A 23,353-nucleotide genomic window follows, 5' to 3' on the forward strand; every position below is an offset into this window, starting at 1 on the left:
GAACAGATTTAAATCTGGGCAGTCCGCGCCTTTGAGGTCGCATCGAGCGCCTTTTGCGTGGCAGCATCGCGATCATAGACATCATTGAAATACTGGATCACGCCGTCCTTGTTCGGCCAGGCGGTGAAATAGGCAATGTAGATCGGGAATTTCTGCGGCACGGCCACGGCCTTGTTCTGGCCGGTGGCGATCTGCTTGGCGACATCGTCGACCGTGGTGTTCAGCACGGCGGCGGCCATCGCACGGGGATCGGCAAGGCGGACGCAGCCGTGGCTGAGTGCGCGCATGTCCTTCTTGAAGAAGCTCTTCTGCGGCGTGTCGTGCATGTAGATCGCATGCGAATTCGGGAAGAGAATCTTCAGCTCGCCCAGCGCATTGTCGCTGCTCGGCGGTTGGCGAACCGAGATGTTCTTGGTCGAGCCGTACCAATCGACGCTCGACGATGCGACAGCCTGGCCGCCGACTTCGACCTGATAGCCCATGCGGTCGAGATAGTTCGGATCGGAGCGCAGCTTCGGCAGCATCTCGTTGATGATGATCGACTGCGGAACACCCCAGAACGGATTGAACTCAACCGTCTGCACCTGATTTTCGAAGAAGAAGGTCTGATGCTGCTTGCTGCCGACGACGACACGCATCGACAGCTGCTCCTGGTTGTTATTGTAGTAATAGACCATGAAGGCCGGCTGGTTGATGAAGACATAGCGCGGGCCAAGCTCCGGCGGCAGCCAGCGCAACTGCTCCATGGCGATGACCAGCTTCTGGATCTTCACGTCATTGTTTTCGCCGACCATGGCGCGAACGGAGGACGGGCCGATGACGCCGTCGGCCGTCAGACCCTTTTCGCGCTGGAAGTCTTCAACCAGCGATACCAGCTCAGGCGTATAGTCCGGCGTACCAGGATAGGCATCGAAAAGATCGGCATGAGCGGCCTTCAGCGCATCCGACCCGCGGTGCTGGATTGCCTTGACGATGTTGGCCATTTCCGGCGAGCTGCCGCCCGGCTTCAGAATTCCGGTCAGCGAAATGGAGATATGGCTGCCGTCCGATCCGGATTCAGCACGCAGCTTCGCAAGTTCCGCCTTCAGAGCGAGGAACTGCTGATTGGATGGGTTGCGGCTGTTAAGATAAGCCGTGACATCGGGACTGGCGCTCAACACGTCGAGCATCGCCGACAGATTGACGTCCTTGCGCTTGAAGTCGTGATAGCCGGAAATCCTATTCGGATCGAGACGACCGCGAACCGTGTCCTGAACGAACATCAATATCTTGCTCGACAGCGCGAGCTCGAATTGCATGAGCGCGCGATCGCGCAGGACCGGATCGGCGTTTTCCGCATCGGCACTGGGCAGCGTCACCGCATAATCGGCAGGATCGAGGCCGACGGAACCCGCGTCGGCAAGAACCGCCATGGCAGCCTTCGCCTTGTCGCTGACCGCATGATCGGCAACCCAGAGAAGCGGTTTGCTCTGATCGGCGTAATAGGTTTCGATCGCCCTGGCGATATCATTGGTCGCCATGACACGCGCATCCGCCAGATAACGGCGCTGCGAAATCCCGGAATCGATCGCAACGGGCGACGGAGAAGCATCTGCAACGGCGCCGGTTACGACCGGGTCGGCGAAATGCGCCGTCGACACCAGACGCATCTGGTCGGCTTTGTAAGTATAATATTTTGGCGCATCGACGGTCGGCAGCGGCTGCTTCACGCGCGGAGGCTGGGCAGCATCGAGCGTCTGCACCGGATTGACGGGAACGGGAGCTGAAACCTGCGTGCTCTGCTGGCGGCCCTGACCGCCACGGATGAAATCCATGAGGGTCATAGCGCTTGCGGAGGTTGCGCCTATCGACGAAAGGCAACAGGAAAGAGCCAGGACGGATGCGGTGGCTTTGGAGGCAGGTTTCATTCTCTAATCAGTCCCTGTATCGTGCGGTAACTTCGAGCTCGGCAGTGCTGTTTTCAACTCAGCCGCGATGTCTTCGACATCGCATACCTACAACGATGAAAACGGCGAGATCCCGCCTTTCGTTCAATGCCTCAACTTCATGTGACGAAGCGGTGGCGTCTTTCGCGGCTCAGTCCACACAAAAATATGAAATTATTGGTTAATGCTTTATTGAATTTTCGGGGAGTTTTTAAGCGCCCGAAAATGCATGTCCGTTAATATATGGGAAGCGTGTTAAAAAGAGCACGCTACGCCAGCCAAAACATGATTGGGGCAGTCATCAAATAACGCCTTGATATTTTCACGAAGCCTTTTCGGACCTATATGGACTGCTATCCGTCTCAATGGAAAGCAGGATCAGGAACATGACGTCCACCCGCACCGAAACCGATACATTTGGTCCGATCGAGGTCGCCAGCGACCGCTACTGGGGCGCGCAGGCGCAACGCTCGCTCGGCAATTTCAAGATCGGCTGGGAAAAGCAGCCGCTATCGGTCGTGCGCGCCCTCGGCATGGTCAAGCAGGCGGCCGCACGCGCCAACATGGAGCTCGGCCAGTTGGATCCAACCCTCGGCGAAGCGATCGTCAACGCGGCGCAGGAAGTCATCGACGGAAAGCTCAATGAGCATTTTCCGCTTGTCGTCTGGCAGACCGGCTCGGGGACGCAATCGAACATGAACGCCAATGAGGTGATCTCCAATCGAGCGATCGAAATGCTCGGCGGCGTCATGGGCTCAAAGAAGCCGGTTCACCCGAACGATCATGTGAACATGAGCCAGTCGTCGAACGATACCTATCCGACCGCCATGCACATCGCCTGCGCCGAGCAGATCGTCCACCACCTGCTGCCGGCGCTCAGGCATTTGCATGCGGCACTGGAAAAGAAGGTCGCCGACTTCGCTCATATCATCAAGATCGGCCGCACTCATACGCAGGACGCCACGCCGCTGACGCTCGGCCAGGAATTTTCCGGCTATGCGGCGCAGGTCGCCTCCTCGATCAAACGCATCGAGCTGACATTGCCGGGCCTTTGCGAACTCGCCCAGGGCGGTACGGCGGTCGGAACCGGGCTCAATGCGCCGATCGGCTTTGCCGAGAAGGTCGCCGACGAGATTGCCAAAATCACCGGCCTACCCTTCGTTACTGCCCCGAACAAATTCGAAGCGCTGGCTGCCCATGACTCGATGGTCTTCAGCCACGGCGCAATCAATGCCGCCGCCGCCGCGCTGTTCAAGATCGCCAACGACATCCGCCTGCTCGGCTCCGGCCCGCGCTCGGGCCTTGGAGAACTCTCCCTGCCGGAAAACGAGCCGGGTTCATCGATCATGCCCGGCAAGGTCAACCCGACCCAGTGCGAGGCGCTGACGCAGGTCTGCATACATATTTTCGGCAACAACGCCGCAATTACCTTTGCCGGCAGCCAGGGCCATTTCGAGCTCAACGTCTACAATCCGATGATGGCCTATAATTTCCTGCAGTCCGTACAACTGCTCGGCGATGCCGCCGTCTCCTTCACCGACAATTGCGTCGTGGGCATTGAGGCGCGCGAGGACAACATCAAGGCTGGTCTGGAGCGGTCGCTGATGTTGGTCACGGCGCTGGCGCCGAAAATCGGCTACGACAACGCCGCCAAGATCGCCAAGACGGCGCATAAGAATGGCACGACCCTGAAGGAAGAAGCGCTGGCGAGCGGATTGGTGTCTTCGGAAGAGTATGATGCGATCGTCCGGCCGGAAACGATGATCGGACCGAAGTGATATCACCGGACGGTGATCGTCCGGGGATGTTCTCCGACGTTGCAGCCGTGCGCATGGCCCCTCACCCCACCTCTCCCGCAAGCGGAGAGAGGGCTCGGGAGAAGGCCGGTACAATGTTTCCGCCTCTGAAGACCGACCCGAACTGCGCATCTCACATCGACAAATCTCCTCTTTTGAGATTTCGACATTGCAGCCAAGCAATTGCTTTTGCCGCAAGCCGGATTTAGATCGTCTCCAAACTTCTTCCCCGCCATCCGGCTTGAAAGGTTTCCTACATGGCTGACGATCTGTTTCCCCTCGGCGACGACACGACCCCTTACCGCAAGATTTCGGGCGATTATGTTTCCGTCGACACGTTCAAGGGCCAGGAAATCCTGACCGTCGATCCCGAGGGCATCCGTCTCCTCGCCGAAACGGCTTTTGCCGACATCAACCACCTGCTGCGCCCAGGCCACCTGAAGCAGCTGGCTTCGATCCTGGAAGACCCCGAAGCGACCGATAACGACCGCTTCGTCGCTTACGATCTGCTGAAGAACGCCAATATCGCGGCCGGCGGTGTTCTGCCCATGTGCCAGGATACCGGCACGGCGATCATCATGGCCAAGAAGGGCCGCCGCGTCTGGACCGAAGGCGGCGACAGCGGCGCGATCGCCAAGGGCGTGCTCGACGCCTACGAGAAGAAAAACCTGCGCTACTCGCAGCTCGCTCCGATCAGGATGTTCGAGGAAAAGAACACCAGGAACAATCTGCCGGCGCAGATCGACATCTACGAGGAAGGCACCGACGCCTACGAATTCCTCTTCGTCGCCAAGGGCGGTGGCTCGGCCAACAAGACTTTCCTCTATCAGGGCACGCCCTCGCTCCTGACGCATGACCGCATGCTGCATTTCCTCAAGGAAAAGATCCTGACGCTCGGCACGGCAGCCTGTCCGCCCTATCATCTCGCCATCGTCATCGGCGGCACGTCGGCGGAGATGAACCTGAAGACGGTCAAGCTCGCCTCGACGCGATATCTCGACTGTCTTCCGACGGAAGGCTCCGAAAGCGGACATGCCTTCCGGGATATCGAAATGGAGAAGGAAATCCATAAGCTGACGCAAAGCCTCGGCGTCGGTGCGCAGTTCGGCGGCAAGTATTTCTGCCATGATGTCCGCGTCATCCGCCTGCCCCGCCACGGCGCCTCGCTGCCGATCGGCCTCGGCGTCTCCTGTTCCGCCGACCGCCAGGCCAAAGGCAAGATCACGCGTGACGGCATCTTTATCGAACAGCTCGAGACCGATCCGTCCAAATATATGCCCGAGATCGATGAGGCGAAGCTCTCGGAATCCATGGTCCGCATCGATCTTAACCGGCCGATGGCGGATATCCTGGCAGAACTCTCGGCGCATCCCGTCAAGACCCGCCTGTCCCTCACCGGCACCATCATCGTCGCGCGGGATCTTGCCCATGCGAAGATCCGCGAACGCCTGGAAAAGGGCGAAGGCATGCCGGACTATCTGAAGAACCACCCGGTCTATTACGCCGGCCCGGCAAAGACGCCCGCCGGCTATGCCTCCGGCTCCTTCGGCCCGACGACCGCGGGCCGCATGGACAGCTACGTCGACCAGTTCCAGTCCTTCGGCGGCTCCATGGTGATGCTAGCCAAGGGCAACCGCTCGCGTGCAGTACGTGAAGCCTGCAAGAAATATGGCGGGTTCTACCTGGGTTCGATCGGCGGTCCGGCAGCGCGCCTTGCCCAGGATTGCATCAAAAAGGTCGAGGTTCTCGAATATCCGGAACTCGGCATGGAAGCCGTGTGGAAGATCGAGGTCGAAGATTTTCCCGCCTTTATCGTCATTGACGACAAGGGCAACGATTTCTTTCAGGAACTCAATCTCGGATAGAATAGCATTTTGGATTGAGCATAGCGGAAGGGTGCATCGCACCCTTTCTGTAAAACCGCTCTCCGATTATAATTATTTCCGAATAAAACCATAGTTACAGAGGATTATTCACAACCGCGCTCTTAATATTTTTTCAAAGAATCTTTGCCTAGATAAAGAAGAGTTTTAACAAATACATATTACGGAGCTCACCGATGAGTACGGCGATTGCGCCAAAGGTGCAAATTACCGACGTGGCAGGGCAGATTACCTTCGCCATGCGATCCATGGGGGTCGCACCTATTCCGCGCAATTACGAACTTTTCTACGAAGCTTATATCGGCTCCAATCCCACTCTGACGCGTGAACTGGCGGCTCTGGGCAAAAACGTCATCCAGCAGGAGCTGGACGAGATCGGCGCCAAATATTTTCCGCATCATGGAAGTCGCGTCTTCGATGATGCGCATACTCGCCTCGCCTCCGAACTGGATGCTGTCCTGCGTGCCCTGCGTCAGGAACAGAAAACACTCGAAAGCTATAATCGCCTGCTCGGCGAAACCAGCGAAAGCATAAGATCCAGAAGTCACAACAGCGCCGAACTGCTACGCAGTGCCATTGATATGCTCGCCACAGCGACCGGCGATACAATGGCTCACGGCGAAAAAACGGTCGAGCATGTCGTGGAGCGCAGCCATGAAATGGATCTGGTCCGCAAGGAGCTGGACGAATACAAGCGCATCGCCAACACCGATTCGCTGACCCGGCTTTCCAACCGCCGCGCCTTCGAGGACCGGCTGATCTCCATCTTCGACAACCAGCTTACGCGGCCGACCACGGCGCTGGTGCTCGCCGACATCGATCACTTCAAGCGGATCAACGACACGTTCGGCCATCCGGTCGGCGACAAGATTCTCGCCACCGTCGCTTCCATCATCCGCGCCAATGTGCGGCGCGACGTTTTCGTCGCTCGGGTCGGCGGCGAGGAATTCGCCCTCATTTTGGAAGCCACCAGCATCGAGGAAGTTACGACAGTCTGCGAAAGGATCCGTCGTACCCTGGAGACGATGCCGTTCAAGAATTCGCGCACCAAGATCGACTATGGTCCGATCACCCTCTCGCTCGGCATCTGCATGGCTTCGGAAGCAGCCGATTCGGGAGAACTGTATAACAAGACCGATCTGGCGCTTTACTGCGCGAAGAATGCCGGCCGCAACTGCAGCAGCGTCTATCAGGACGGCATGCAGAAGGATTTCACCAAAAGTTGGCTCATCTACAAGAATTAGAAGCGAAGCCAACCAACCGCCGGCGCCGCTTTCCCAGGCATGCCGGCGGCTTGCTTACCAGAGCGTCTTGGCCGCCCGCGCCGGCGCCTCGCGATCATAGGTTTCCTGATCGAAATCGGCCTTCGCTGCCTTGAGCATCATGCCCGGCGACGGCAGGCTTGCCGGATCGGCGAATCGTTCCGCATTCCACAGCTCGGCCCGCATCACCGCTCGCGCGCACTGGAAATAGACTTCCTCGATCGTGATGACCACAACGCAGCGCGGATGCTTTCCATCCATCTCGAAACTATCAAGCAAGGCCGGCTCGATCGAGACCACTGCGCGGCCATTGAGCCGCATCGTGGTGTTCGATCCCGGAATGAGGAACATCAGCGCCACGCGGGGATCGCGCACGATATTCGCAAGCGAATCGACGCGGTTGTTGCCGCGCCAATCCGGCAGAAGCAGCGTCTTTTCGTTTTCGACGTGAACAACTCCGCCCAAGTCACCACGCGGTGAGCAATCGAGCCCCTCTGGCCCAGCTGTAGCCAGCGCCATAAAGGGCGACGCTTCGATCATCCGGCGATAGTGCGGTGTCAGAACGCTCGTTACCTTGGTGATCGACGCCTCGCCGGCGTCGCCATAGAGTTGCTTCAGTTCCTCGACGGATGTGACGATGTGCATGCGGCCTCACGCTTCTCTGTGGCAATCCACTCGGATCCGGGGCGGCGCAGACATTGTTATGACGAGCGACGCAGCGGGGTTCGGTGGAACGATAGCACCGTCCCGTCGCGATTTTCGAGCGGATTTTCCTCTTCGAGGTCTTCGGCAAGAAAGTCCTTGATAGCGTCAAGCACGGGTGCGGCACTGACAATGCGCCGGTGTCCGAAGCCATTGGCCCAGAAAAGACGGACATGCGGACCCTCGGCCGCGTAGCCGCGCGCATGGTCGGCGCTCACCTCCTTGTCCTCTTCGGCATGGATGACGAGAACCGGCCGGCTCGGATCGAGCCGCTCGCGCTTCTGGTCATAGGAAGCAAGCGTCCTGCCCGTCACGCGGCGAACCTCGTCTTCCATGGCCGCCTGCGTCACCGGCCCAAGACCGAGCAGACGGCCGAAACCCTTGAAAAGCCAGCCCATGGCGCTCGGCGCACCGATCAGCACCAGTCTATCCGGTCGAAGCGGCTCGATATCAGGCAGAAAACCCGCGGATGCCAGAGCCAGAGATGCCCCGCCGAAGGAGTGTCCGATGGCGGCATCGAAGGCTCCGAAGCGCGCCGACGCCGCCGCAATCGCGGAGACCGCCAAACGCACATTCAGGAACCGACCGGCCGATCGCCCGTGGCCTGGAAGATCGAGCGAGATCACTTCCGCTCCGCCGTCGGCAAGAAATGCGACCAGCTCGGACATGTATTCACTGCTGGAGCCCCAGCCGTGGACCACGAGATAGCGCTTGCGCGGCCCCTTGGCTCCGCCGTTGAGACGGTAAGCCATGGCGCGGCCACCGGGAAATGGCAGCATCACCTGCTCTGCCGTGAAAAGACGCCGTTTCCCTTCCATATAGGCTGCCTTCGCCTTCGAGCCGCGGGGCCGACGCGACGGCGTCAGACAGAAAAGCCGGAAAGCCGCCTTGCCGGCCAGCCGCGGAGACAGTCTCTCGATACCGGCGAGACCCGACCGGGTGACCTTGAGCGCAAAGGATGGCATAGTGGGATTCCAATAATGTTCAACTATGAACAATAAAGTACAACGATGAACAAAAATCAATCCCTCCCTTGGGACCATCCGCGTTTTCGAAGCTGGATCGCCGTGGCGCGCGCCTGCCAGTTGATGCAGCAATCGCTGGCGCGAGCTTTGGCTCATCTCGATATCAAGCCGCCGCACCTCGACATTCTCGTCAACCTGTTTCGCTTTGAAGGCATTTCCCAGCAGGAACTCGCCCGCAAGCTATTGGTCGGCCGCTCCAATATGAGCATGCTGTTGCCGCAGATGGAAAAGCGCGAGCTCATCGAACGGCGCGGCGACAAGCAGGACAAGCGCGTGCTCCGCCTCTACCTGACCGAGGAAGGGCGGCGTGTGACGGAAGAAGCGATGACCATCCAGACCGCGCTTATCGACCGCATGCTCTCGGATGCGCCGATCGAAGAGTGCCAAGCGATCACCGTGCATATGGAGCGGGTCGTCAGCCTCCTGCTACAGGAAGAGCGTGAACCGCTGGAGCCCGCCGGCGATCAGTGATCGCCAGCCTAGCGTGCCGAAGGAACGACCCGGTTCAATGAGGCGAATTCCCAGATCGCGACGACGACGAGGACGGCCGTGGCCAGAATGCCGAGCTGATAGACCACGACCATCGGCAAGGTAAGCAGCAAGAGCGCCAGCCCGACGAGCCCCACCATATGTGACAGCGGCGCCCGGCCGGTGGTTACCCCTTTGAACCAGAGATTTCCAAGCAGAAAGACCGCCGGGCCGCCAAGAATGGCGGCGGCGGTATGGATGTCGGCTGCACTATGCGGATGAGCAAAGAGAAATTCATCTCCGACGACGCTCAGCATGATACCGGCCAGGATCGGAATATGCGCGTAGGTAAACGCCTGCCGCGCGAGACTGCCGGGCGTGTCTTCATGTTCGATGCGATGGGCCGCCCTTTCATGACCAAACTGAAAATAGATCCACCAGAGAGCAACCGTGCCGATGAAAGCGGTGATGAACACCATTACGATCAGTGGCGTCACCGGCTGCTCGGCAAAGGTCTTGCCGGCCTGCAGGACCGCTTCGCCGAGGCAGATGATGATGAATAGCGCGCAGCGTTCGGCGAGATGCGCGCCCGACACGTTCCAGTCCGCCGTCGTCGACTTGCCAAGCCCAGGTACCCGGAAGCCAAGCGCGGGGGCAGAATATTCGATGACGAGAGCGATCAGCCAAAGCACAATGCGGGCCTCGCCTTCCATCAGCGCGCCCAATATCCAGAAAATGCCGGAGAGCACGAGCCAGCTGGTGATCCGCAGAAAATTGCGATGATTGGCAGCGCTGGCATTCTTGAGGGCGTAGACGGTGAACAGCGAGCGGCCCACCTGCATGAAGACATAGGCGCCGGCAAAGAAAATCGCCTTCTCGCCGAAGGCCTCGGGGATGGCAGCCGAAAGGACAAGCCCCGCAAACATCAGCGTAAACAGCATGATGCGCACCGGCATGCGATCGGGATCAAGCCAGTTCGTCACCCAGGCGGTGAAAACCCAGACCCACCACACGGCGAAGATCAGCATGATGGCTTCGAGCGCGCCCAGTGGAGTGAAATGCTGGGCCAGTGCGTGCGCAAGCTGCGAAATCGAGAAAACGAAGACCAGATCGAAAAACAACTCGACGAAGGATACCTTGCTCTCGTTCTTGCTGCCTTTGACGCGAAGCCAGTTTTCCCTACCCCCAAGGATCATGCCTGCATCCCCTGTCCGTTGCTGGAGTTTGCTAGTGCGGCCTTCCAACGGGGTCGCGGCTGAGACCCTTTTCCTTCAATTCAGCCTCATAGGCCGCAAAAAGCTCCTGGCCCTTTTCTCCAAGCTCGCGCAGATAGGACCATGTGAAAATGCCGGTATCGTGCATGTCGTCGAAGCCGATGCGAACGGCATAGTTGCCGGTCGGCGTCATCGACATGATGCCGACGTCGCGCTTGCCCGGAACAGTAACTTTCTGTCCCGGACCATGTCCCTGGACTTCCGCGGAGGGGGATAGTACCCGCAGCATCTCGGCTGGCAAGTCGAAGCTCGCGCCGTTGTCGAACGTCACTATTAGGTGACGGCGATCCTTCGAGACCCGCAATTCGGTCGGCCAAACGTCACTCATCGATTTTTCCGTGTCTTTCAGCGTCTTTCCGAGAATTATGCCGCCAAAGCTTCGTACGCAAGTATAATTGAAAGGCATTTTCCTTGACGCAACAATCGCCTATGCACACATTAGAGGCCTGACGGAGGTTCGAGTGAATAGCATTGTTGGCACGATAGGCGGCGCATCGCCACTGGCAGGGGATACTGGCCCGATGATCGACCCCTTTGGGCGTGCCATCACCTATCTCCGCGTTTCCGTTACCGACCGCTGCGATTTCCGCTGCACCTATTGCATGGCGGAGCACATGACCTTCCTGCCGAAGAAGGATCTGCTGACGCTCGAAGAACTCGACCGGCTCTGTTCCGCCTTCATCGCCAAGGGCGTGCGCAAGATCAGGCTCACCGGCGGTGAGCCTCTGGTGCGCAAGAACATCATGTTTCTGGTCCGCAAACTCGGCGAGAGCGTGAAAAATGGCGCACTCGACGAATTGACCCTGACGACGAACGGTTCGCAGCTCGCCCGCCATGCCGAAGAACTTTACGATAGCGGCGTGCGGCGCATCAACGTATCGCTCGATACGCTCGATCCCGACAAGTTCCGCGCCATCACCCGCTGGGGGGATTTCTCCAAGGTCATGGAAGGCATCGAAGCGGCGCAGAAAGCAGGACTGAATATCAAGCTGAACGCCGTCGCGCTCAAGGGTTTCAACGATGCCGAAATTCCCGACCTGCTGCGGTTCGCGCATGGTCGTAGCATGGACCTGACGGTCATCGAGACCATGCCCATGGGTGAGATCGACGAGGATCGCACCGACCAATATCTGCCGCTCTCGCAGTTGCGCGCCGATCTCGAGCGTCAGTTCACGTTGACGGACATTCCCTACCAGACGGGTGGTCCTGCCCGCTATGTCGAAGTCAGGGAGACCGGCGGCCGCCTCGGTTTCATCACGCCGATGACCCATAATTTCTGCGAGAGCTGCAATCGCGTGCGGCTCACCTGCACGGGCACGCTCTACATGTGCCTTGGCCAGAACGATGCGGCCGACCTGCGCACGGCGCTGCGCGCAAGCGAGGATGACGCCTTGCTCCATGCCGCAATCGACGAAGCCATTACACGCAAGCCGAAAGGTCATGACTTCATCATCGACCGCACGCACAATCGCCCTGCGGTCGCGCGCCATATGAGCGTCACCGGCGGCTAACCGAAATCGAGACGATCACATGCAGCTTGAGCTTATTCGCAACGCGACGCTGAAGATCACCTATGGCGGCCATGTGTTGCTGATCGATCCATACTTTGCGCCACGCCACAGCCTCCCGTCCTTCACCGGCCGCTCTCCCAACCCGATGACGGAACTGCCGCGTTCGATCGACGATATTCTCCAGGGCGTCGAGCTGGTGATCGTATCGCATCTGCATACCGACCATTTCGATGCCGTGGCGAAGGAGCGCGTGCCAAAATCGCTACCGATCCTCTGCCAGCCCGGTGACGAAGGACGTATCCGCGACGCCGGCTTCACAAGCGTCACGCCGCTCGCGCAATCGACCGTTTGGCAAGGGCTGACAATCACGCCGCGGCAGGGCAGCCACGGCGTCTGGCCGGTGGTGGAAAAAATGGGACCGGTCATCGGCTTCACGCTGGAGGCAGATCGCGAACCCACCGTCTATTGGGCCGGCGATACCGTGCTTTACCCTCTGGTCGCCGGAACGATCCGCGAATTCTCACCCGATATCATCATCACCCATTCCTGCGGCGCCCGTTGGGACGGCGACCTGATCGTCATGGACGACAAACAGACGCTCGAAGTCAGCCGCCTCGCCCCGCAAGCAACCATCGTCGCAACTCACATGGAAGCGCTCGATCACGCGACTGTCACGCGTCAGGATCTTCGCCGAACCGCAGAGGCAGGCGGTCTCGATCCCTCGCGGCTGCTCATTCCGGCCGACGGTGAGACGCTCCATCTGGACCGGTAATTGGCTCGTAATTCAGCAATTGGAAATCAGACTTTAATCGAAAAGCGCCGGACCTTTGGCCCGGCGCTTTTCGATTCATAATGGTCTTTCTATCGATACAGCCTCAAGCGGCACGATAACGTGCATCCGCGCTGCCATAGCTCGTCGCATGTTCGGCCTCGCCATCGCCGGTGCGGAAGCGATCGATCTTCTCCGACAGCATATCGACGCGCTGGCGCAGGCCGTGGATCTCCGCATTGTTCTCCTCGACCATAGCCGCGTTGCGCTGCGTGATCAGCTCGACTTCGGAAACAGCACGCGTCACTTCCTCGATACCGGTCGACTGTTCGGTGGTGGCAGCCGAAATATCGGCAACGAGCCTCTGGACGCCGGTGACATGGTTGATGATTTCGGTCAGTGCCGCGCCGGTCTGCTCGACCAAATGAACGCCGTTGCGCACCTGGGTGGAGCTTGCGGAAATCAAACCCTTGATCTCCTTCGCCGCGTTGGCGCAGCGCTGCGCAAGTTCACGCACCTCCTGGGCGACGACGGCAAAACCGCGGCCCGCCTCGCCCGCACGAGCTGCCTCGACACCGGCATTCAGCGCGAGGAGGTTGGTCTGGAAGGCGATCTCGTCGATGACGCCGATGATCGTGGCGATCTTCTCGGAGGAGCGGTTGATCTCGCTCATGGCACCGACGGCTTTGGCGACCACTTCACCTGATTGGGTTGCATAGGCCTGTGTCTCGTTGACGGAGCTCGCCGTCTGACGCGCGCGATCGGCGGTCGAGCGGACGACATCGCTCAAGCGATGCAGCGCCCGCGAGCTTTCTTCGAGGGCGGCGGCCTGCTGCTCGGTACGCCGGGCAAGATCATCGGCTGACATTGCGAGGTTGCCGGTGCCGCCCTTGATTTCCTCAGCGGTGTAACGAACGTCCGTAAGGGTCTCGCGCAGCGCTTCGACGGCATGATTATAGGTGAACGCCATTTCGACGAAATCGGCCGAAAGATCCTCGCGCATGCCCTCTTCAAGATTGCCGTCGGCAAGCTTGGCCAGAACGTCGGCCAGCGCATTGAGCGCCTGCTTCTGCTCGGCCTCGATGCGGGCGCGCTCAGCGGCGCGGCGGGACGCTTCCTCGGCGGAGAGCGCGCGAGCACTTTCTGCCTCGCGCTCCAGCCGGACATTCTCAAGCGCGGCATCGCGGAAGACGCTGACGGAGCGCACCATGTCACCGATCTCGTCGCCGCGATTGCGGCCGTCGATCGCCACCTCCAGATCACCGCTTGCAAGGCGTGTCATGACATCGGTGACACGCTTCAGAGGCCCACGCAGCGTTTCCACCAGCATGAGGCCACCGACGATGGCAAGCAGCGTACCGACGATCATGGCAATGACCGAGACGTTGGCCGAACGCTCGCTGTCTTCCTTGCCGAGTTCCTGTGCCTGGGCGACAAAGCCGCGCAGCGAGGTCATCGCATCGGCCAGCAGGCTGTTGGACTGTACACGCGTCGTCTTCCAGTCGGCCGCCGTCTGCAGCAGATCGGCCGATCCGTTCGTCAAACTATCGATCAGCGGCTTCATGTGAGCCGCGAAATCACGCATGGTAGCGTTGGTCGGGCCGAGTTCCGAAATCCTTGCAGCAATGCTCTGCAGATCCTTAAGGTCCGCAAGCACCGGTTCGCGTGAGGCTGCATCGCGAACGTTTTCCATGCGCGAGGCATGCAAGTTCAGGCGATCGACGAGACTAAGCGCCTGATCGACATGATCCAGAAGCTCTTTCTGACCATCGATGATCTTGTCGAGGCTGACGAAACGATCGGCGGCGGTATCGCTGTTCTTGGCCGACTGCAGGGTCATTTCGCCCTCGATCTTCACAAAGCTCTGCAGGATCGGCCCCATCGCCTCGACCTTCTGGTCCGGCGTGCCGGCGCTCTTCAATACCGCATCGAGCTTGTCGGCAGCATCGGAGGCGTTCGCAACGAGGCCGGCGCCGCGCTTGGAGACGAGTGCCTTGGAAATGGTCACCTGCTTCAAAATGGCGTCGGCGTAGGTGCGTGCATCCGAAATCTCCTCGGTGGAATCGGCAGCCATTTGCACCTGAATGCGCAGATTGCTCATCTTCTCCGAAAGGCCCTTATAGGCCGCAGCATCGTAAAGCAGCTCCTTGGCAAAGGTTTCCTTGTCGCTGAAATCCTTGCGGATGATATCGATCTGTTTGCCGGCTCCCTTGGCGGTCGCCTCGATATTCTGCACCGCCTTCCGGATGGCGTCGACATCGCTGTCCTGCTTCTGCCTGATAGACCAGAGCGTGGCTGCCTGCGTGCGCATCTTGGCGGCAAGCTCGCTGACCGGAACGATCTTGGCCCGCTGATCATCGCTCAAAAGCCCGCTCAAGCGAAGCACACCCCGCTCCTGCGCGTCGATTTTTTCCGCCAATGCCTGGCGCGTATCATCGGAAGGTAACGCCGTGAATTCCTGTAGGGCAGCCTGCAGGTTTTCGAAATCGCTGATGTTCTCGATCGTGGCACGCGTCACGGTCATATGACCGTTCAGAATATTGGCCGTGTGATAACCCACCAGGCCGACGCCGGCGATGAGAACCACCAGCGGCACCACGAAAATGAGAACCTTGGTGACAATCCTGCGGCCTTGCAAAAGACGATCAATGAAAAACATGCGACGCCTCAACTGGATTATGAAAATCTCCAGCGAAGGCGGGATCGTCATTCCTGCTGCGCTGCGGTAGGTGCTTCTGCATCATGCAAAACCGCTGAGAGCCTCGGGAAATAAGATTGAATAAGCATTAACCGCCCACTTAAAAGCCGATTTACCGGCAAAAAATCTGCAACCGCTGTGCCATTCCGCGACCACAGCACGAAAAACCGCCATGCATGGGCGACAATTCCGCCGCGACGCACAATGAAATTCGACTTTCGCGCCATCGAATTCAACAGCGGCCGGAGCACAACCGATTCCAATTTGCCGAAAACAGCGCTAATCCAGATGGCATATCGGGGGACTCATCTTTCTCATGCAACTGACCAAGAATACGCAGGGCGCGCTCTTCATGGCGGCCTCCATGGCCGGCTTCTCCTGCAGCGATGCGCTGTCGAAGGCAGTCATCGCCACCATGAACGCAGGCGAGATCATCTTCATTCGCGGCTTGTTCACGAGCTTTTTCGTCTATCTGCTCGCACGGCGTATGGGCGCCCTGCGCAATTGGCGCGTTATCTTGCAGCCGATGATTGCGCTGCGCATCGCGTGCGAAGCCCTGGCGGCAGCAACCTACATCACCGCTCTTGGAATGATGCCTCTCGCCAATGCCTCCGCTATCCAGCAAGCAGTCCCGCTTGCCGTCACGCTTGGCGCGATGATTTTCCTGAAGGAGCCCGTGGGATGGAGGCGATGGACTGCTATTGCCGTCGGGTTTCTTGGCGTGTTGATCATCATCAGGCCCGGCCGGGAGGGATTCACAATGGCGGCGTTCCTCGTTATTGCCTGCATGTTTGCGACCGCGGCACGCGATCTGGCGACGCGCTGCATCGACAAGGACGTGCCCTCGCTGATGGTCACGCTCTGCACCGCAATTTCCATCTCAACCTTCGGAGCATTGTGCATCGTCCCCTTCGGCGGCTGGCACCCGGTGAGCATGACGTCGCTCTTGCAGATCCTGCTGGCCTCCGTACTGGTGCTGATCGGCTACCAGAGCGTCATTTTGGCCATGCGCACCGGCGAAATCTCTTTTGTCGCACCGTTCCGCTACCTCAGTCTCATCTGGTCGGCCCTGCTCGGATTGATCGTCTTTGGCGAAGTGCCGGATGGATGGTCGGTCTTCGGCGCGGCTGTTGTCATCGCCTCCGGCATCTATGCTTTCTATCGCGAAAGCAAACGGCGGGCGGCAAAACCCGTCGCACGGGCATCAGAACCCCGCCTTCCCGCTTGAGGTCGCAGTCATGTCCGGCTTCATCGTCAGCCCCGAAGATATTCCCGTCCTTCTGCTTGCGGGAGGCCGTTCCAGCCGCATGGGCGCGAACAAGGCCTTTGCGCTGCTCGCTGGCGAAAGCCTGCTGGCTCGCATCTCGTCGAAGATCGCTGAAAGGCAGCGCAAACCGATCGCTCTGAATGCGGATGCCGACTGGCCTGATACCATGGGGATGCCGCTTGTTCCGGATAGAATGCCGAGCAAATTGGGGCCGCTTGCAGGTGTGCTTGCTGGACTGCAGGACGTACGGTTGCGTGACCCGGAGGCCACGCATATCGCCACCATCCCCATAGATAGTCCCTTTTTTCCACCTGACCTTATTGCGCGCCTCGCCGGGGTCATTCGCGGTTCCGACGAGATTGCCATTGCCACATCTCTTGGCCAGGATCATCCTGTTTTCGGTCTCTGGCCTGTCTCCGCCGCCGCCGATCTGGAACAATGGATTGCCTCGGACGAAAAGCGGCGCGTCAGGGATTTTCTCGCCCGCCATAAGGTGCGACGCGTGGAATTTCCTGCGGTCGCGACGGCGATCGGCTCCCTCGACCCCTTCTTCAACATCAATACGCCAGCCGATCTGGCCGAAGCGGAGACATGGCTGGGAGCTTTGGAAGACGTAGCATGACGAAGTCTCGTCCCAAAATCTTCGGCATTGCCGGCTGGAAGAACTCCGGCAAGACGGGACTTGCCGTGCGGCTGGTCACGGAGTTCACCCGGCGCGGCTATCGCATCTCGACCATCAAGCATGCGCATCATGATTTCGATATCGATAAGGTGGGCGCCGACAGCTTTCGTCATCGCGAGGCCGGCGCGCATGAAGTCACCATCGTTTCCGGCACGCGCTATGCCATCATGCACGAATTGCGCGGCGCGCCCGAACCGAGCTTCGAAGAAATACTGGCGCGCCTCGCCCCTTGCGACCTCGTTTTGATCGAGGGTTACAAACGAGAACCCATTCCGAAGATCGAAGCGCGCCGGCTGGAAGCGGCCAAGCGCGAACCGCTCGCACCGCAGGACCCTCACATCGTTGCCATCGCCGCCGACCATCCGGTTCAAGATGCCGGTTCGCTCGCCGTTTTCGATCTCGACGATACAGTCGCCATTGCCGACTTCATCGCTGCGAAGGTGGGTCTCACCGGCCGGCCGAAATGAAAAAGGCCGCCCGTTGCCCGAACGGCCTCTCTCAGAATGCTGTCTGATCCTTACCGGTTGGACGCGACCGGACGCACCAGCGGCGTGATGCGGCGGATGGTGACCCGGCGGTTTTCCTGCGACGGACCGAGCGTATTCACCTTGAGATACTGCTCGCCATAGCCCTGGGTGACCAGATTTTCGGCAGGAATGCCGTAGACATCCGTCAGCACGTTGGCGACCGATTCCGCGCGTTGGTCGGATAGGATCAGGTTGCTCTGAGCCGAGCCAACGGCATCCGTATGACCTTCGATCAGGAAGGTTTCGGTCGGATCGCGCTTGATGATCTTTGACATACCGTCGGCCACGCCGCGCAGCGTGCTGGCCTGCGACATCGGAATGTCGGCGCTGCCCGTTGCGAAGGTGATCGTGTCGAGGTCGATGCGGCGGATCTTGTCTCGGATACGAGCCGAATAGCGGACTTCATTGACCGAATAGATACGCTCGACCGGCTCGACCGGCGGCTCGCGCAGGAAGTCATAGTAATCCGCGTCGCGGTTCGATGCCGTATCGATGATGTACTGGCTCACGGGAATGAGCAGCCGCATCGGCGGCAGGCTGTCGCCCGGGTCGCGGAAATAGTCGTCATTGTCGGGACGATCTTCCAGTTCCGGCGAATAGAACAACACATATTCGTGGCCCCTCGCATCGATGCGCGAACGCTGGATGATGTCGCCGTACCGGTTGCGGATCGTCACGACGCGATCGCCGTCGGGCTGCTCGATCGTCTCGCGATAGCGGTCGCGCGGCAGTTGTTCATAGATCGGCCGCTCGCCGCCGCGAAGGAACCGCTCGCTATCGTCGTGACGCACGACATAGGTGTTGTCGACGTTGACGACCGTACGATTGTCCTGATTGATGACGGTCTGGATCGTCGTTCCCTGCGGCGGAGCAAAATCCGGCCGGCGATCGATGCGGCGACCTTGCTCGCTGGTCACGGCTTCCATCTTGACCGGTGGTTGCGGCTGGGCGCCCGCTGCCGCGCGCTGCGCCTCGGCGTCAGAGGTCGGCGGCTTGGTGTAAGCCGGTGGCGGCTGCTGGGCCGGGGCATTCTGAGCCTGCCCGTTCGGCCGCACCTGACCAGCCTGTCCGCTGCCACCCTGGGTGCCCGGCGCGGCAGGATTCTGTCCGTTGTTCAGATGCTCGCCTCGGCGAACCGCATCCTTCTGGCTATCCAGAACGGCGCTGCCGTTTGCTACAGGCAGGATGACCGGACCGTTGGCAGAGGCCGGGTTCTCGGCGATCTTCTTGCGGCGCTCCAGTTCCTGGGGCGAGACCTGCTCGGCCGGAGGCACCTGGATTTCGCCGGCCTGCTGGCCATTGCCGTTGGCGGCGGGAGCCGTTGCACCACCTTGAGCCGGGTTCTGGGCGCCATTGGCCGGCTGTTGCTTGCCGGGCTGCGGCGTTATCGGGGTGCCAGCCTGTGCGGGCTGTCCCTGCTGGGCCGGTTGCTGCGGATTGGCGGCAGGCTGCTCGCCCTGTTGCTGGTTCAACGGCTGCTTGCCATGGGTCTTATCCTCACCCTGCTTCTGCCCCTGCTGGGTGCCAGGTGTCGCCGGCGTTCCTGGCTGAGCTTCGGGCTGTGCCTGTGTCTGAGGCTGCGCCTGCGTTCCCGGCTGACCCTTGTGTCCTTGAGCAGGTTCACCGGCGGGCGCCGGCTGTTGTTCGGCGGGCTGTTTTGCCGGTGCCTCGGTTTGACCTTGCGGCTTGGGATGGGCGTTCTGCTCGGGCTGCGCCTGCTTTCCAGGCTGGGCCTCCTGATTCTGCTGTTCGCCGGCAGCAGGGGTCTGCTTTTCAGCGGGGATGGGCTGCGGCGCCTTCGCACCGGGCTTCGCCTTCGGTTCAGGCTTCACCCCCGGCTGCGCTTCCGTAGCGGGCTGCTGCTCTACCTTTGGCTGCGCTGCTGCGGCCGGCTGTTTTGCCTCGGGCTGCTTGGCCTCGGGCTGTTTGGCTTTCGGCTTGGGCGCTTCTGGCTCCGCCTCGGGAGCGGCAGCCTTCGGCTGCGGTTTGGCTTCAGGCTGCACCTGAGGCTCTTCGGCCGGTTGCTGGCGCTGCTTCTTCGGCTCGGGCGGGGCCTCCGCGGCTGGCTGCTGCTTGTGCGGCTTTGGCTGCTCCTGCTCAGCGGGCTGCTGATGCTCGGCTTTCGGCGGCTGCGCTTCGGGCTGTTGCTGCTTCGGCGCCTTCTGCTGCGGCTCGCCTTCAGGCTCCGCCTGCTTCATCTGGTGCTGCTGCTCGCCGCCACCCTGATGTTTCTGGCCCTCTCCGCCTTCGGCCGGCTTCTTGTGTTTGAGCTGCTCCTCATCGGGCTGAGCCGCCGGTGCTTCCTGCTGCGCTACCTCGAAGCTCGCATTAGCGGCCGCTGCATCGCCGATGCCGGTGTTCAGCGGTGCGATGGCTTGTTCACGAAGTACTGCCGCTGCTGCCGGCTCGAAAGCAAGCGATAGCGAAAGCAGCGGAAACGCGGCGCTGGCAAATAGTCTGGATCGTTTTCCCATAGGGGTCTCCTCTTATGATCTTTGTCCGCCGAATTACGAATCTCAGCAGGCGAAGCAATTGCCTCACGATCCCGGCCAATTTTCGGTTCGCGTGAGGCTGAATCGCGGCAGGCCGCTATATGTTCCCGCACTATCAGGTTGCCGCAATTAACCCTGCCTGAACGCAATGGACGGCTTACATTCAGATTTCTCCTTGTCGCGAGCGCATTGCGGCGGCATTGCGCAAAGGCAGATTGCCTTCGTAATTCCAGTTGCATTTTCCCAAAAAAAGTACGAATATCGCCGCAAGGCGGGCCACCGGTCCGCTCCACTCGAGCCGTCTGCCAAAAACAATAATGGGCTGCCGGCCACCAACAGAGAGGGTCAATATGCGCATCTCCACTCGTCTTCTTGCCGCCGCGTCCTTCGCCGCGATGTCGCTTGTCGCCGGCGCGGCGCTTGCCGACGGCGACACGCTCGTCATCGGCACCGACGCGACCTACCCGCCGTTCGAATCACTCGATGCAGGCGGCAAGTTCGTCGGCTTCGACATCGATATAGCCAATGCGCTTTGCGATCAGATGAAGGTCAAGTGCACCTTTGTGAACCAGGATTTCGACGGTATCATCCCGGCCCTGCAGGCCAAGAAGTTCGACGCGATCGTTTCTTCGATGTCGATCACCCCCGAGCGTGAGAAGATCGTCGACTTCACCAACAAGTACTACAACACGCCGCCGGCGATCGCCGTTCCGAAGGACTCCACCCTCAAGGAAGCGACCGACGAAGCTCTGAAGGGCAAGACGATTGGCGCCCAGTCGTCCACGACGCATGCGAACTACGCCTCGGCGCACCTGAAGGATGCCGAGCTGAAGCTTTATCCGTCCGCCGACGAATACAAGCTCGACCTCAGCAATGGCCGCATCGACGCGGCCATCGACGACGTTGTCGTCCTGTCGGAATGGGTGAAGTCGGATGCCGGCAATTGCTGCAAGATGCTCGGCACGCTGAAGATCGATCCGGTCATCAACGGCGCGGGCGCAGGCATCGCCGTGCGCAAGGGCGATACGGCTCTCAAGGACAAGCTGAATGCCGCGATCGCTGCGATCCGCGCCAACGGCACCTACAAGAAGATTCAGGACAAGTACTTCGATTTCGACGTCTACGGCGATTGATCGCCCGTCGATTCCCTTGGAAAAGACGACGGCGGAAGCTTGCCCTTCCGCCGTTTTTGTTTGACAACGAGAAGAATATAAGCAGAAACGCGGCAAAAGCCGCTAGGGGAAATACAGCATGAGCGGATTGTTTTCCGCCCTCGGTTCCTTGTGGACCTGGTTGAGTACGATTTTTGACCCATTGTGCGGTCCCGCGGGACTGTTCACCGTGTTCAGCATGTTCCGCCCGGACACCATGCTCGCCTGCGGCGACACAGGCTGGGGTGACGAACTGGCCGGCGGATTGAAGATAACCATCGCCGTCTCGGTGCTGACGCTGCCGCTCGGCATCGTCATCGGTTTCTTCGTCGCGCTGGCGCAGCAATCCGAGGAAAAGCCGCTGCGGCTTGCGGCGGGTGTCTTCACGACGATTTTCCGCGGCCTGCCGGAACTGCTGACGCTTTTCATCATTTACTACGGCATGCAGATCCTCCTGCAATCGCTGCTTGCCAAGTTCGGCTACAACGGCCCCGTCGAGATCAATGCGTTTGCCGCCGGCATGGTGGCGCTCGCAATCGTCTTTTCCGCCTATTGCTCGGAGGTCCTCCTCTCTGCCTTCAAAGCCATTCCCAAAGGTCAGTATGAGGCGGGCGATGCCCTTGGATTTCATCGGGCGCGCACCATGCGGCTTATCATCGTGCCGCAACTCGTTCGGATATCCTTACCGAATCTCGGAAACCTTTGGATGAACCTGCTGAAGGATACATCCTACGTATCCATCATCGGCCTTGCCGATATCATCAGGCAGACGGGGATCGCCGTGCGCGCCACCAAGGCGCCCTTCACCTTCTATTCCATCGCCTGCCTGTTTTATCTGACACTGGCCGTCATCTCTTCCGTCGGCCTCTTCTATCTCGATCGATGGGCTAAACGTGCGGAGGTCCATCGATGAGCCATGCCGAAGTTCTGATCTCCGCCCGACCGGCACCGCCGAAGACGGTCAGGAAGCTCTCCAAGGCGCGCGTCGCCGGTTATTTCTTTCTGACCCTCTGGGCCATTCTCGGCATTTCACTGCTGGCAATGATTATAGCCGGGTGGGATGTGGACAAGCTCGAAACTTACGGGCCACGGCTGCTTCACGGTCTCTGGATCACGGTCAAGCTGGTCGCCACATCCTTTATCCTCGGTGCGATCCTCTCGATACCGCTGGCCTTTGCCCGCATGTCGAACAACAAGATCCTGAGCACCCTGACCTATTGCTATGTCTATCTGTTTCGCGGCACGCCGCTGCTGGCGCAGATTTTCATGGTCTATTACGGTTTCCCGAGCTTTCGCTGGTTCTTCGAGGATATCGGCCTCTGGTGGTTCTTCAAGGATCCCTTCTATTGCGGCGTCTTCGCCATGACGCTGAACACGGCGGCCTATCAGACGGAAATCGTCCGGGGCGCCATTCAGAGCGTACCGAAAGGCCAGCGGGAAGCGGCCAACGCGCTTGGTATCCATACCTGGATCGCCTTCCGCAAGATTATCATTCCTCAGGCGCTCATCGTGGCGCTGCGTCCTTACGGCAATGAGATCATTCTGCTGATCAAGAGTTCCGCCACGGTGTCCATCATCACCGTCTACGACCTGATGGGCGAAACGCGCTACGCCTTCTCGCGGACCTACGACTACCAGATTTATCTCTGGGCCGCGATCTTCTATCTCGTGATCGTCGAACTCATGCGAAACGGCTGGGCGCGGATGGAAGGCGGGCTGACACGGCATCTTAAACGCTGATGCCGCCAAGGCTGCATCGCGGCGCGGCCTTGGCAGCACTCCTACATTGTCGCTGCTAACGCATTGATTTTTGTGAACAAATTTCATTGATGACGTTTTTGTAAAGCTTGAGTTTACCATCTGCTGTTTCCATATTTGAGTGACCATGAGTCACGAACAAGAATGGGAACGGAAAGAGAAA

The 23,353-nt window shown here is 59.7% G+C and carries 20 protein-coding genes; 12 read left to right on the forward strand and 8 right to left on the reverse strand.

The genetic code is table 11. From position 1 onward, the window contains the following. Positions 1-8: 8 nt before the first annotated feature. Positions 9-1,907, reverse strand: a complete 1,899-nt coding sequence (locus C7U61_RS10725; protein WP_106998075.1) for a L,D-transpeptidase family protein — start codon at positions 1,905-1,907, stop codon at positions 9-11. A 404-nt stretch (positions 1,908-2,311) separates the two neighbouring features. Here C7U61_RS10725 and fumC point away from each other — a divergent pair, with 404 nt between their 5' ends. The 3 genes from fumC (at position 2,312) to C7U61_RS10740 (ending at position 6,848) form a co-directional block, all read left to right on the forward strand. After that, positions 2,312-3,703, forward strand: coding sequence for a class II fumarate hydratase (fumC, locus tag C7U61_RS10730; protein ID WP_106998076.1), 1,392 nt, complete (start codon positions 2,312-2,314; stop codon positions 3,701-3,703). A gap of 275 nt (positions 3,704-3,978) precedes the next feature. Continuing rightward, positions 3,979-5,586, forward strand: coding sequence for a fumarate hydratase (locus C7U61_RS10735; protein ID WP_106998077.1), 1,608 nt, complete (start codon positions 3,979-3,981; stop codon positions 5,584-5,586). A gap of 194 nt (positions 5,587-5,780) precedes the next feature. Continuing rightward, positions 5,781-6,848, forward strand: a complete 1,068-nt coding sequence (locus tag C7U61_RS10740) for a GGDEF domain-containing protein (RefSeq protein ID WP_106998078.1) — start codon at positions 5,781-5,783, stop codon at positions 6,846-6,848. A gap of 54 nt (positions 6,849-6,902) precedes the next feature. Here the strand turns inward: C7U61_RS10740 and C7U61_RS10745 are convergent, their stop codons facing one another. Together C7U61_RS10745 and C7U61_RS10750 are read right to left on the reverse strand one after the other, a co-directional pair. Beyond that, complete coding sequence (locus C7U61_RS10745; protein WP_106998079.1) at positions 6,903-7,511, reverse strand: pyridoxamine 5'-phosphate oxidase family protein; 609 nt, start codon at positions 7,509-7,511, stop codon at positions 6,903-6,905. A 56-nt stretch (positions 7,512-7,567) separates the two neighbouring features. Continuing rightward, positions 7,568-8,533 carry an alpha/beta fold hydrolase gene (locus C7U61_RS10750; RefSeq protein ID WP_106998080.1) on the reverse strand — a complete coding sequence of 322 codons (966 nt, stop codon included), beginning with the start codon at positions 8,531-8,533 and terminating at the stop codon, positions 7,568-7,570. Positions 8,534-8,578: 45 nt separating this feature from the next. Between C7U61_RS10750 and C7U61_RS10755 the strand changes: the two genes are divergently transcribed. Further along, positions 8,579-9,064, forward strand: coding sequence for a MarR family transcriptional regulator (locus C7U61_RS10755; RefSeq protein WP_106998081.1), 486 nt, complete (start codon positions 8,579-8,581; stop codon positions 9,062-9,064). A gap of 8 nt (positions 9,065-9,072) precedes the next feature. On the opposite strand, the gene C7U61_RS10760 is transcribed toward C7U61_RS10755, so the two are convergent. Further along, complete coding sequence (locus C7U61_RS10760) at positions 9,073-10,257, reverse strand: low temperature requirement protein A (RefSeq protein ID WP_106998082.1); 1,185 nt, start codon at positions 10,255-10,257, stop codon at positions 9,073-9,075. A gap of 31 nt (positions 10,258-10,288) precedes the next feature. After that, entirely contained in the window at positions 10,289-10,663 is a 375-nt protein-coding gene (locus tag C7U61_RS10765; RefSeq protein ID WP_106999053.1) for a DUF971 domain-containing protein, read from the reverse strand. Positions 10,664-10,796: 133 nt separating this feature from the next. On the opposite strand from C7U61_RS10765, the gene moaA reads away from it, so the two are divergent. Beyond that, positions 10,797-11,846: a GTP 3',8-cyclase MoaA gene (gene moaA, locus C7U61_RS10770; RefSeq protein ID WP_106998083.1), complete on the forward strand. Its 1,050-nt coding sequence runs from the start codon at positions 10,797-10,799 to the stop codon at positions 11,844-11,846. 19 nt (positions 11,847-11,865) lie between these two features. Further along, on the forward strand, positions 11,866-12,618 hold the full coding sequence (locus tag C7U61_RS10775) for an MBL fold metallo-hydrolase (protein WP_106998084.1): 753 nt from the start codon (positions 11,866-11,868) through the stop codon (positions 12,616-12,618). A 103-nt stretch (positions 12,619-12,721) separates the two neighbouring features. On the opposite strand, the gene C7U61_RS10780 is transcribed toward C7U61_RS10775, so the two are convergent. Further along, positions 12,722-15,274 carry a methyl-accepting chemotaxis protein gene (locus tag C7U61_RS10780; protein WP_106998085.1) on the reverse strand — a complete coding sequence of 851 codons (2,553 nt, stop codon included), beginning with the start codon at positions 15,272-15,274 and terminating at the stop codon, positions 12,722-12,724. A 355-nt stretch (positions 15,275-15,629) separates the two neighbouring features. Between C7U61_RS10780 and C7U61_RS10785 the strand changes: the two genes are divergently transcribed. Genes C7U61_RS10785 through mobB form a run of 3 tightly spaced genes read left to right on the forward strand, consistent with a single transcriptional unit; the run spans position 15,630 to position 17,729 of the window. Further along, positions 15,630-16,541 (forward strand): DMT family transporter, encoded by a 912-nt coding sequence (locus C7U61_RS10785; RefSeq protein WP_106998086.1) that lies wholly within the window; start codon positions 15,630-15,632, stop codon positions 16,539-16,541. A gap of 10 nt (positions 16,542-16,551) precedes the next feature. Next, complete coding sequence (gene mobA, locus C7U61_RS10790; RefSeq protein ID WP_106998087.1) at positions 16,552-17,202, forward strand: molybdenum cofactor guanylyltransferase MobA; 651 nt, start codon at positions 16,552-16,554, stop codon at positions 17,200-17,202. After that, entirely contained in the window at positions 17,199-17,729 is a 531-nt protein-coding gene (gene mobB / locus C7U61_RS10795; RefSeq protein WP_106998088.1) for a molybdopterin-guanine dinucleotide biosynthesis protein B, read from the forward strand. Before mobA ends, mobB begins: the two co-directional genes overlap by 4 nt. A gap of 50 nt (positions 17,730-17,779) precedes the next feature. On the opposite strand, the gene C7U61_RS10800 is transcribed toward mobB, so the two are convergent. After that, entirely contained in the window at positions 17,780-20,263 is a 2,484-nt protein-coding gene (locus tag C7U61_RS10800) for an OmpA family protein (protein WP_106998089.1), read from the reverse strand. Positions 20,264-20,444: 181 nt separating this feature from the next. After that, complete coding sequence (locus tag C7U61_RS19370; RefSeq protein ID WP_146143950.1) at positions 20,445-20,639, reverse strand: hypothetical protein; 195 nt, start codon at positions 20,637-20,639, stop codon at positions 20,445-20,447. On the opposite strand from C7U61_RS19370, the gene C7U61_RS10805 reads away from it, so the two are divergent. The 3 genes from C7U61_RS10805 (at position 20,632) to C7U61_RS10815 (ending at position 23,172) form a co-directional block, all read left to right on the forward strand. Beyond that, complete coding sequence (locus C7U61_RS10805) at positions 20,632-21,414, forward strand: lysine/arginine/ornithine ABC transporter substrate-binding protein (protein ID WP_106998090.1); 783 nt, start codon at positions 20,632-20,634, stop codon at positions 21,412-21,414. The two genes, C7U61_RS19370 and C7U61_RS10805, sit on opposite strands and share 8 nt — an antisense overlap. 118 nt (positions 21,415-21,532) lie before the next feature. Continuing rightward, positions 21,533-22,345, forward strand: coding sequence for an ABC transporter permease (locus tag C7U61_RS10810; RefSeq protein WP_106998091.1), 813 nt, complete (start codon positions 21,533-21,535; stop codon positions 22,343-22,345). Then, positions 22,342-23,172, forward strand: coding sequence for an ABC transporter permease (locus tag C7U61_RS10815; protein WP_106998092.1), 831 nt, complete (start codon positions 22,342-22,344; stop codon positions 23,170-23,172). The genes C7U61_RS10810 and C7U61_RS10815 overlap by 4 nt, the downstream gene beginning before the upstream one ends. Positions 23,173-23,353 lie beyond the last annotated feature (181 nt).

The organism is Rhizobium sp. JAB6, from assembly GCF_003024605.1.
GTDB lineage: Bacteria > Pseudomonadota > Alphaproteobacteria > Rhizobiales > Rhizobiaceae > Rhizobium.

What these genes read in the sequence shown, in the direction of transcription:
- C7U61_RS10805 (WP_106998090.1), top strand. Translation starts at nt 20,632, where the DNA reads ATGCGCATCTCCACTCGTCTTCTTGCCGCCGCGTCCTTCGCCGCGATG.
- mobB (WP_106998088.1), top strand. Translation starts at nt 17,199, where the DNA reads ATGACGAAGTCTCGTCCCAAAATCTTCGGCATTGCCGGCTGGAAGAAC.
- C7U61_RS10760 (WP_106998082.1), bottom strand. Translation starts at nt 10,257, where the DNA reads ATGATCCTTGGGGGTAGGGAAAACTGGCTTCGCGTCAAAGGCAGCAAG.
- C7U61_RS10800 (WP_106998089.1), bottom strand. Translation starts at nt 20,263, where the DNA reads ATGGGAAAACGATCCAGACTATTTGCCAGCGCCGCGTTTCCGCTGCTT.
- C7U61_RS10755 (WP_106998081.1), top strand. Translation starts at nt 8,579, where the DNA reads ATGAACAAAAATCAATCCCTCCCTTGGGACCATCCGCGTTTTCGAAGC.
- C7U61_RS19370 (WP_146143950.1), bottom strand. Translation starts at nt 20,639, where the DNA reads ATGCGCATATTGACCCTCTCTGTTGGTGGCCGGCAGCCCATTATTGTT.
- C7U61_RS10765 (WP_106999053.1), bottom strand. Translation starts at nt 10,663, where the DNA reads ATGAGTGACGTTTGGCCGACCGAATTGCGGGTCTCGAAGGATCGCCGT.
- C7U61_RS10735 (WP_106998077.1), top strand. Translation starts at nt 3,979, where the DNA reads ATGGCTGACGATCTGTTTCCCCTCGGCGACGACACGACCCCTTACCGC.
- C7U61_RS10810 (WP_106998091.1), top strand. Translation starts at nt 21,533, where the DNA reads ATGAGCGGATTGTTTTCCGCCCTCGGTTCCTTGTGGACCTGGTTGAGT.
- fumC (WP_106998076.1), top strand. Translation starts at nt 2,312, where the DNA reads ATGACGTCCACCCGCACCGAAACCGATACATTTGGTCCGATCGAGGTC.
- C7U61_RS10725 (WP_106998075.1), bottom strand. Translation starts at nt 1,907, where the DNA reads ATGAAACCTGCCTCCAAAGCCACCGCATCCGTCCTGGCTCTTTCCTGT.
- C7U61_RS10780 (WP_106998085.1), bottom strand. Translation starts at nt 15,274, where the DNA reads ATGTTTTTCATTGATCGTCTTTTGCAAGGCCGCAGGATTGTCACCAAG.
- C7U61_RS10815 (WP_106998092.1), top strand. Translation starts at nt 22,342, where the DNA reads ATGAGCCATGCCGAAGTTCTGATCTCCGCCCGACCGGCACCGCCGAAG.
- C7U61_RS10745 (WP_106998079.1), bottom strand. Translation starts at nt 7,511, where the DNA reads ATGCACATCGTCACATCCGTCGAGGAACTGAAGCAACTCTATGGCGAC.
- mobA (WP_106998087.1), top strand. Translation starts at nt 16,552, where the DNA reads ATGTCCGGCTTCATCGTCAGCCCCGAAGATATTCCCGTCCTTCTGCTT.
- C7U61_RS10740 (WP_106998078.1), top strand. Translation starts at nt 5,781, where the DNA reads ATGAGTACGGCGATTGCGCCAAAGGTGCAAATTACCGACGTGGCAGGG.
- C7U61_RS10775 (WP_106998084.1), top strand. Translation starts at nt 11,866, where the DNA reads ATGCAGCTTGAGCTTATTCGCAACGCGACGCTGAAGATCACCTATGGC.
- C7U61_RS10785 (WP_106998086.1), top strand. Translation starts at nt 15,630, where the DNA reads ATGCAACTGACCAAGAATACGCAGGGCGCGCTCTTCATGGCGGCCTCC.
- C7U61_RS10750 (WP_106998080.1), bottom strand. Translation starts at nt 8,533, where the DNA reads ATGCCATCCTTTGCGCTCAAGGTCACCCGGTCGGGTCTCGCCGGTATC.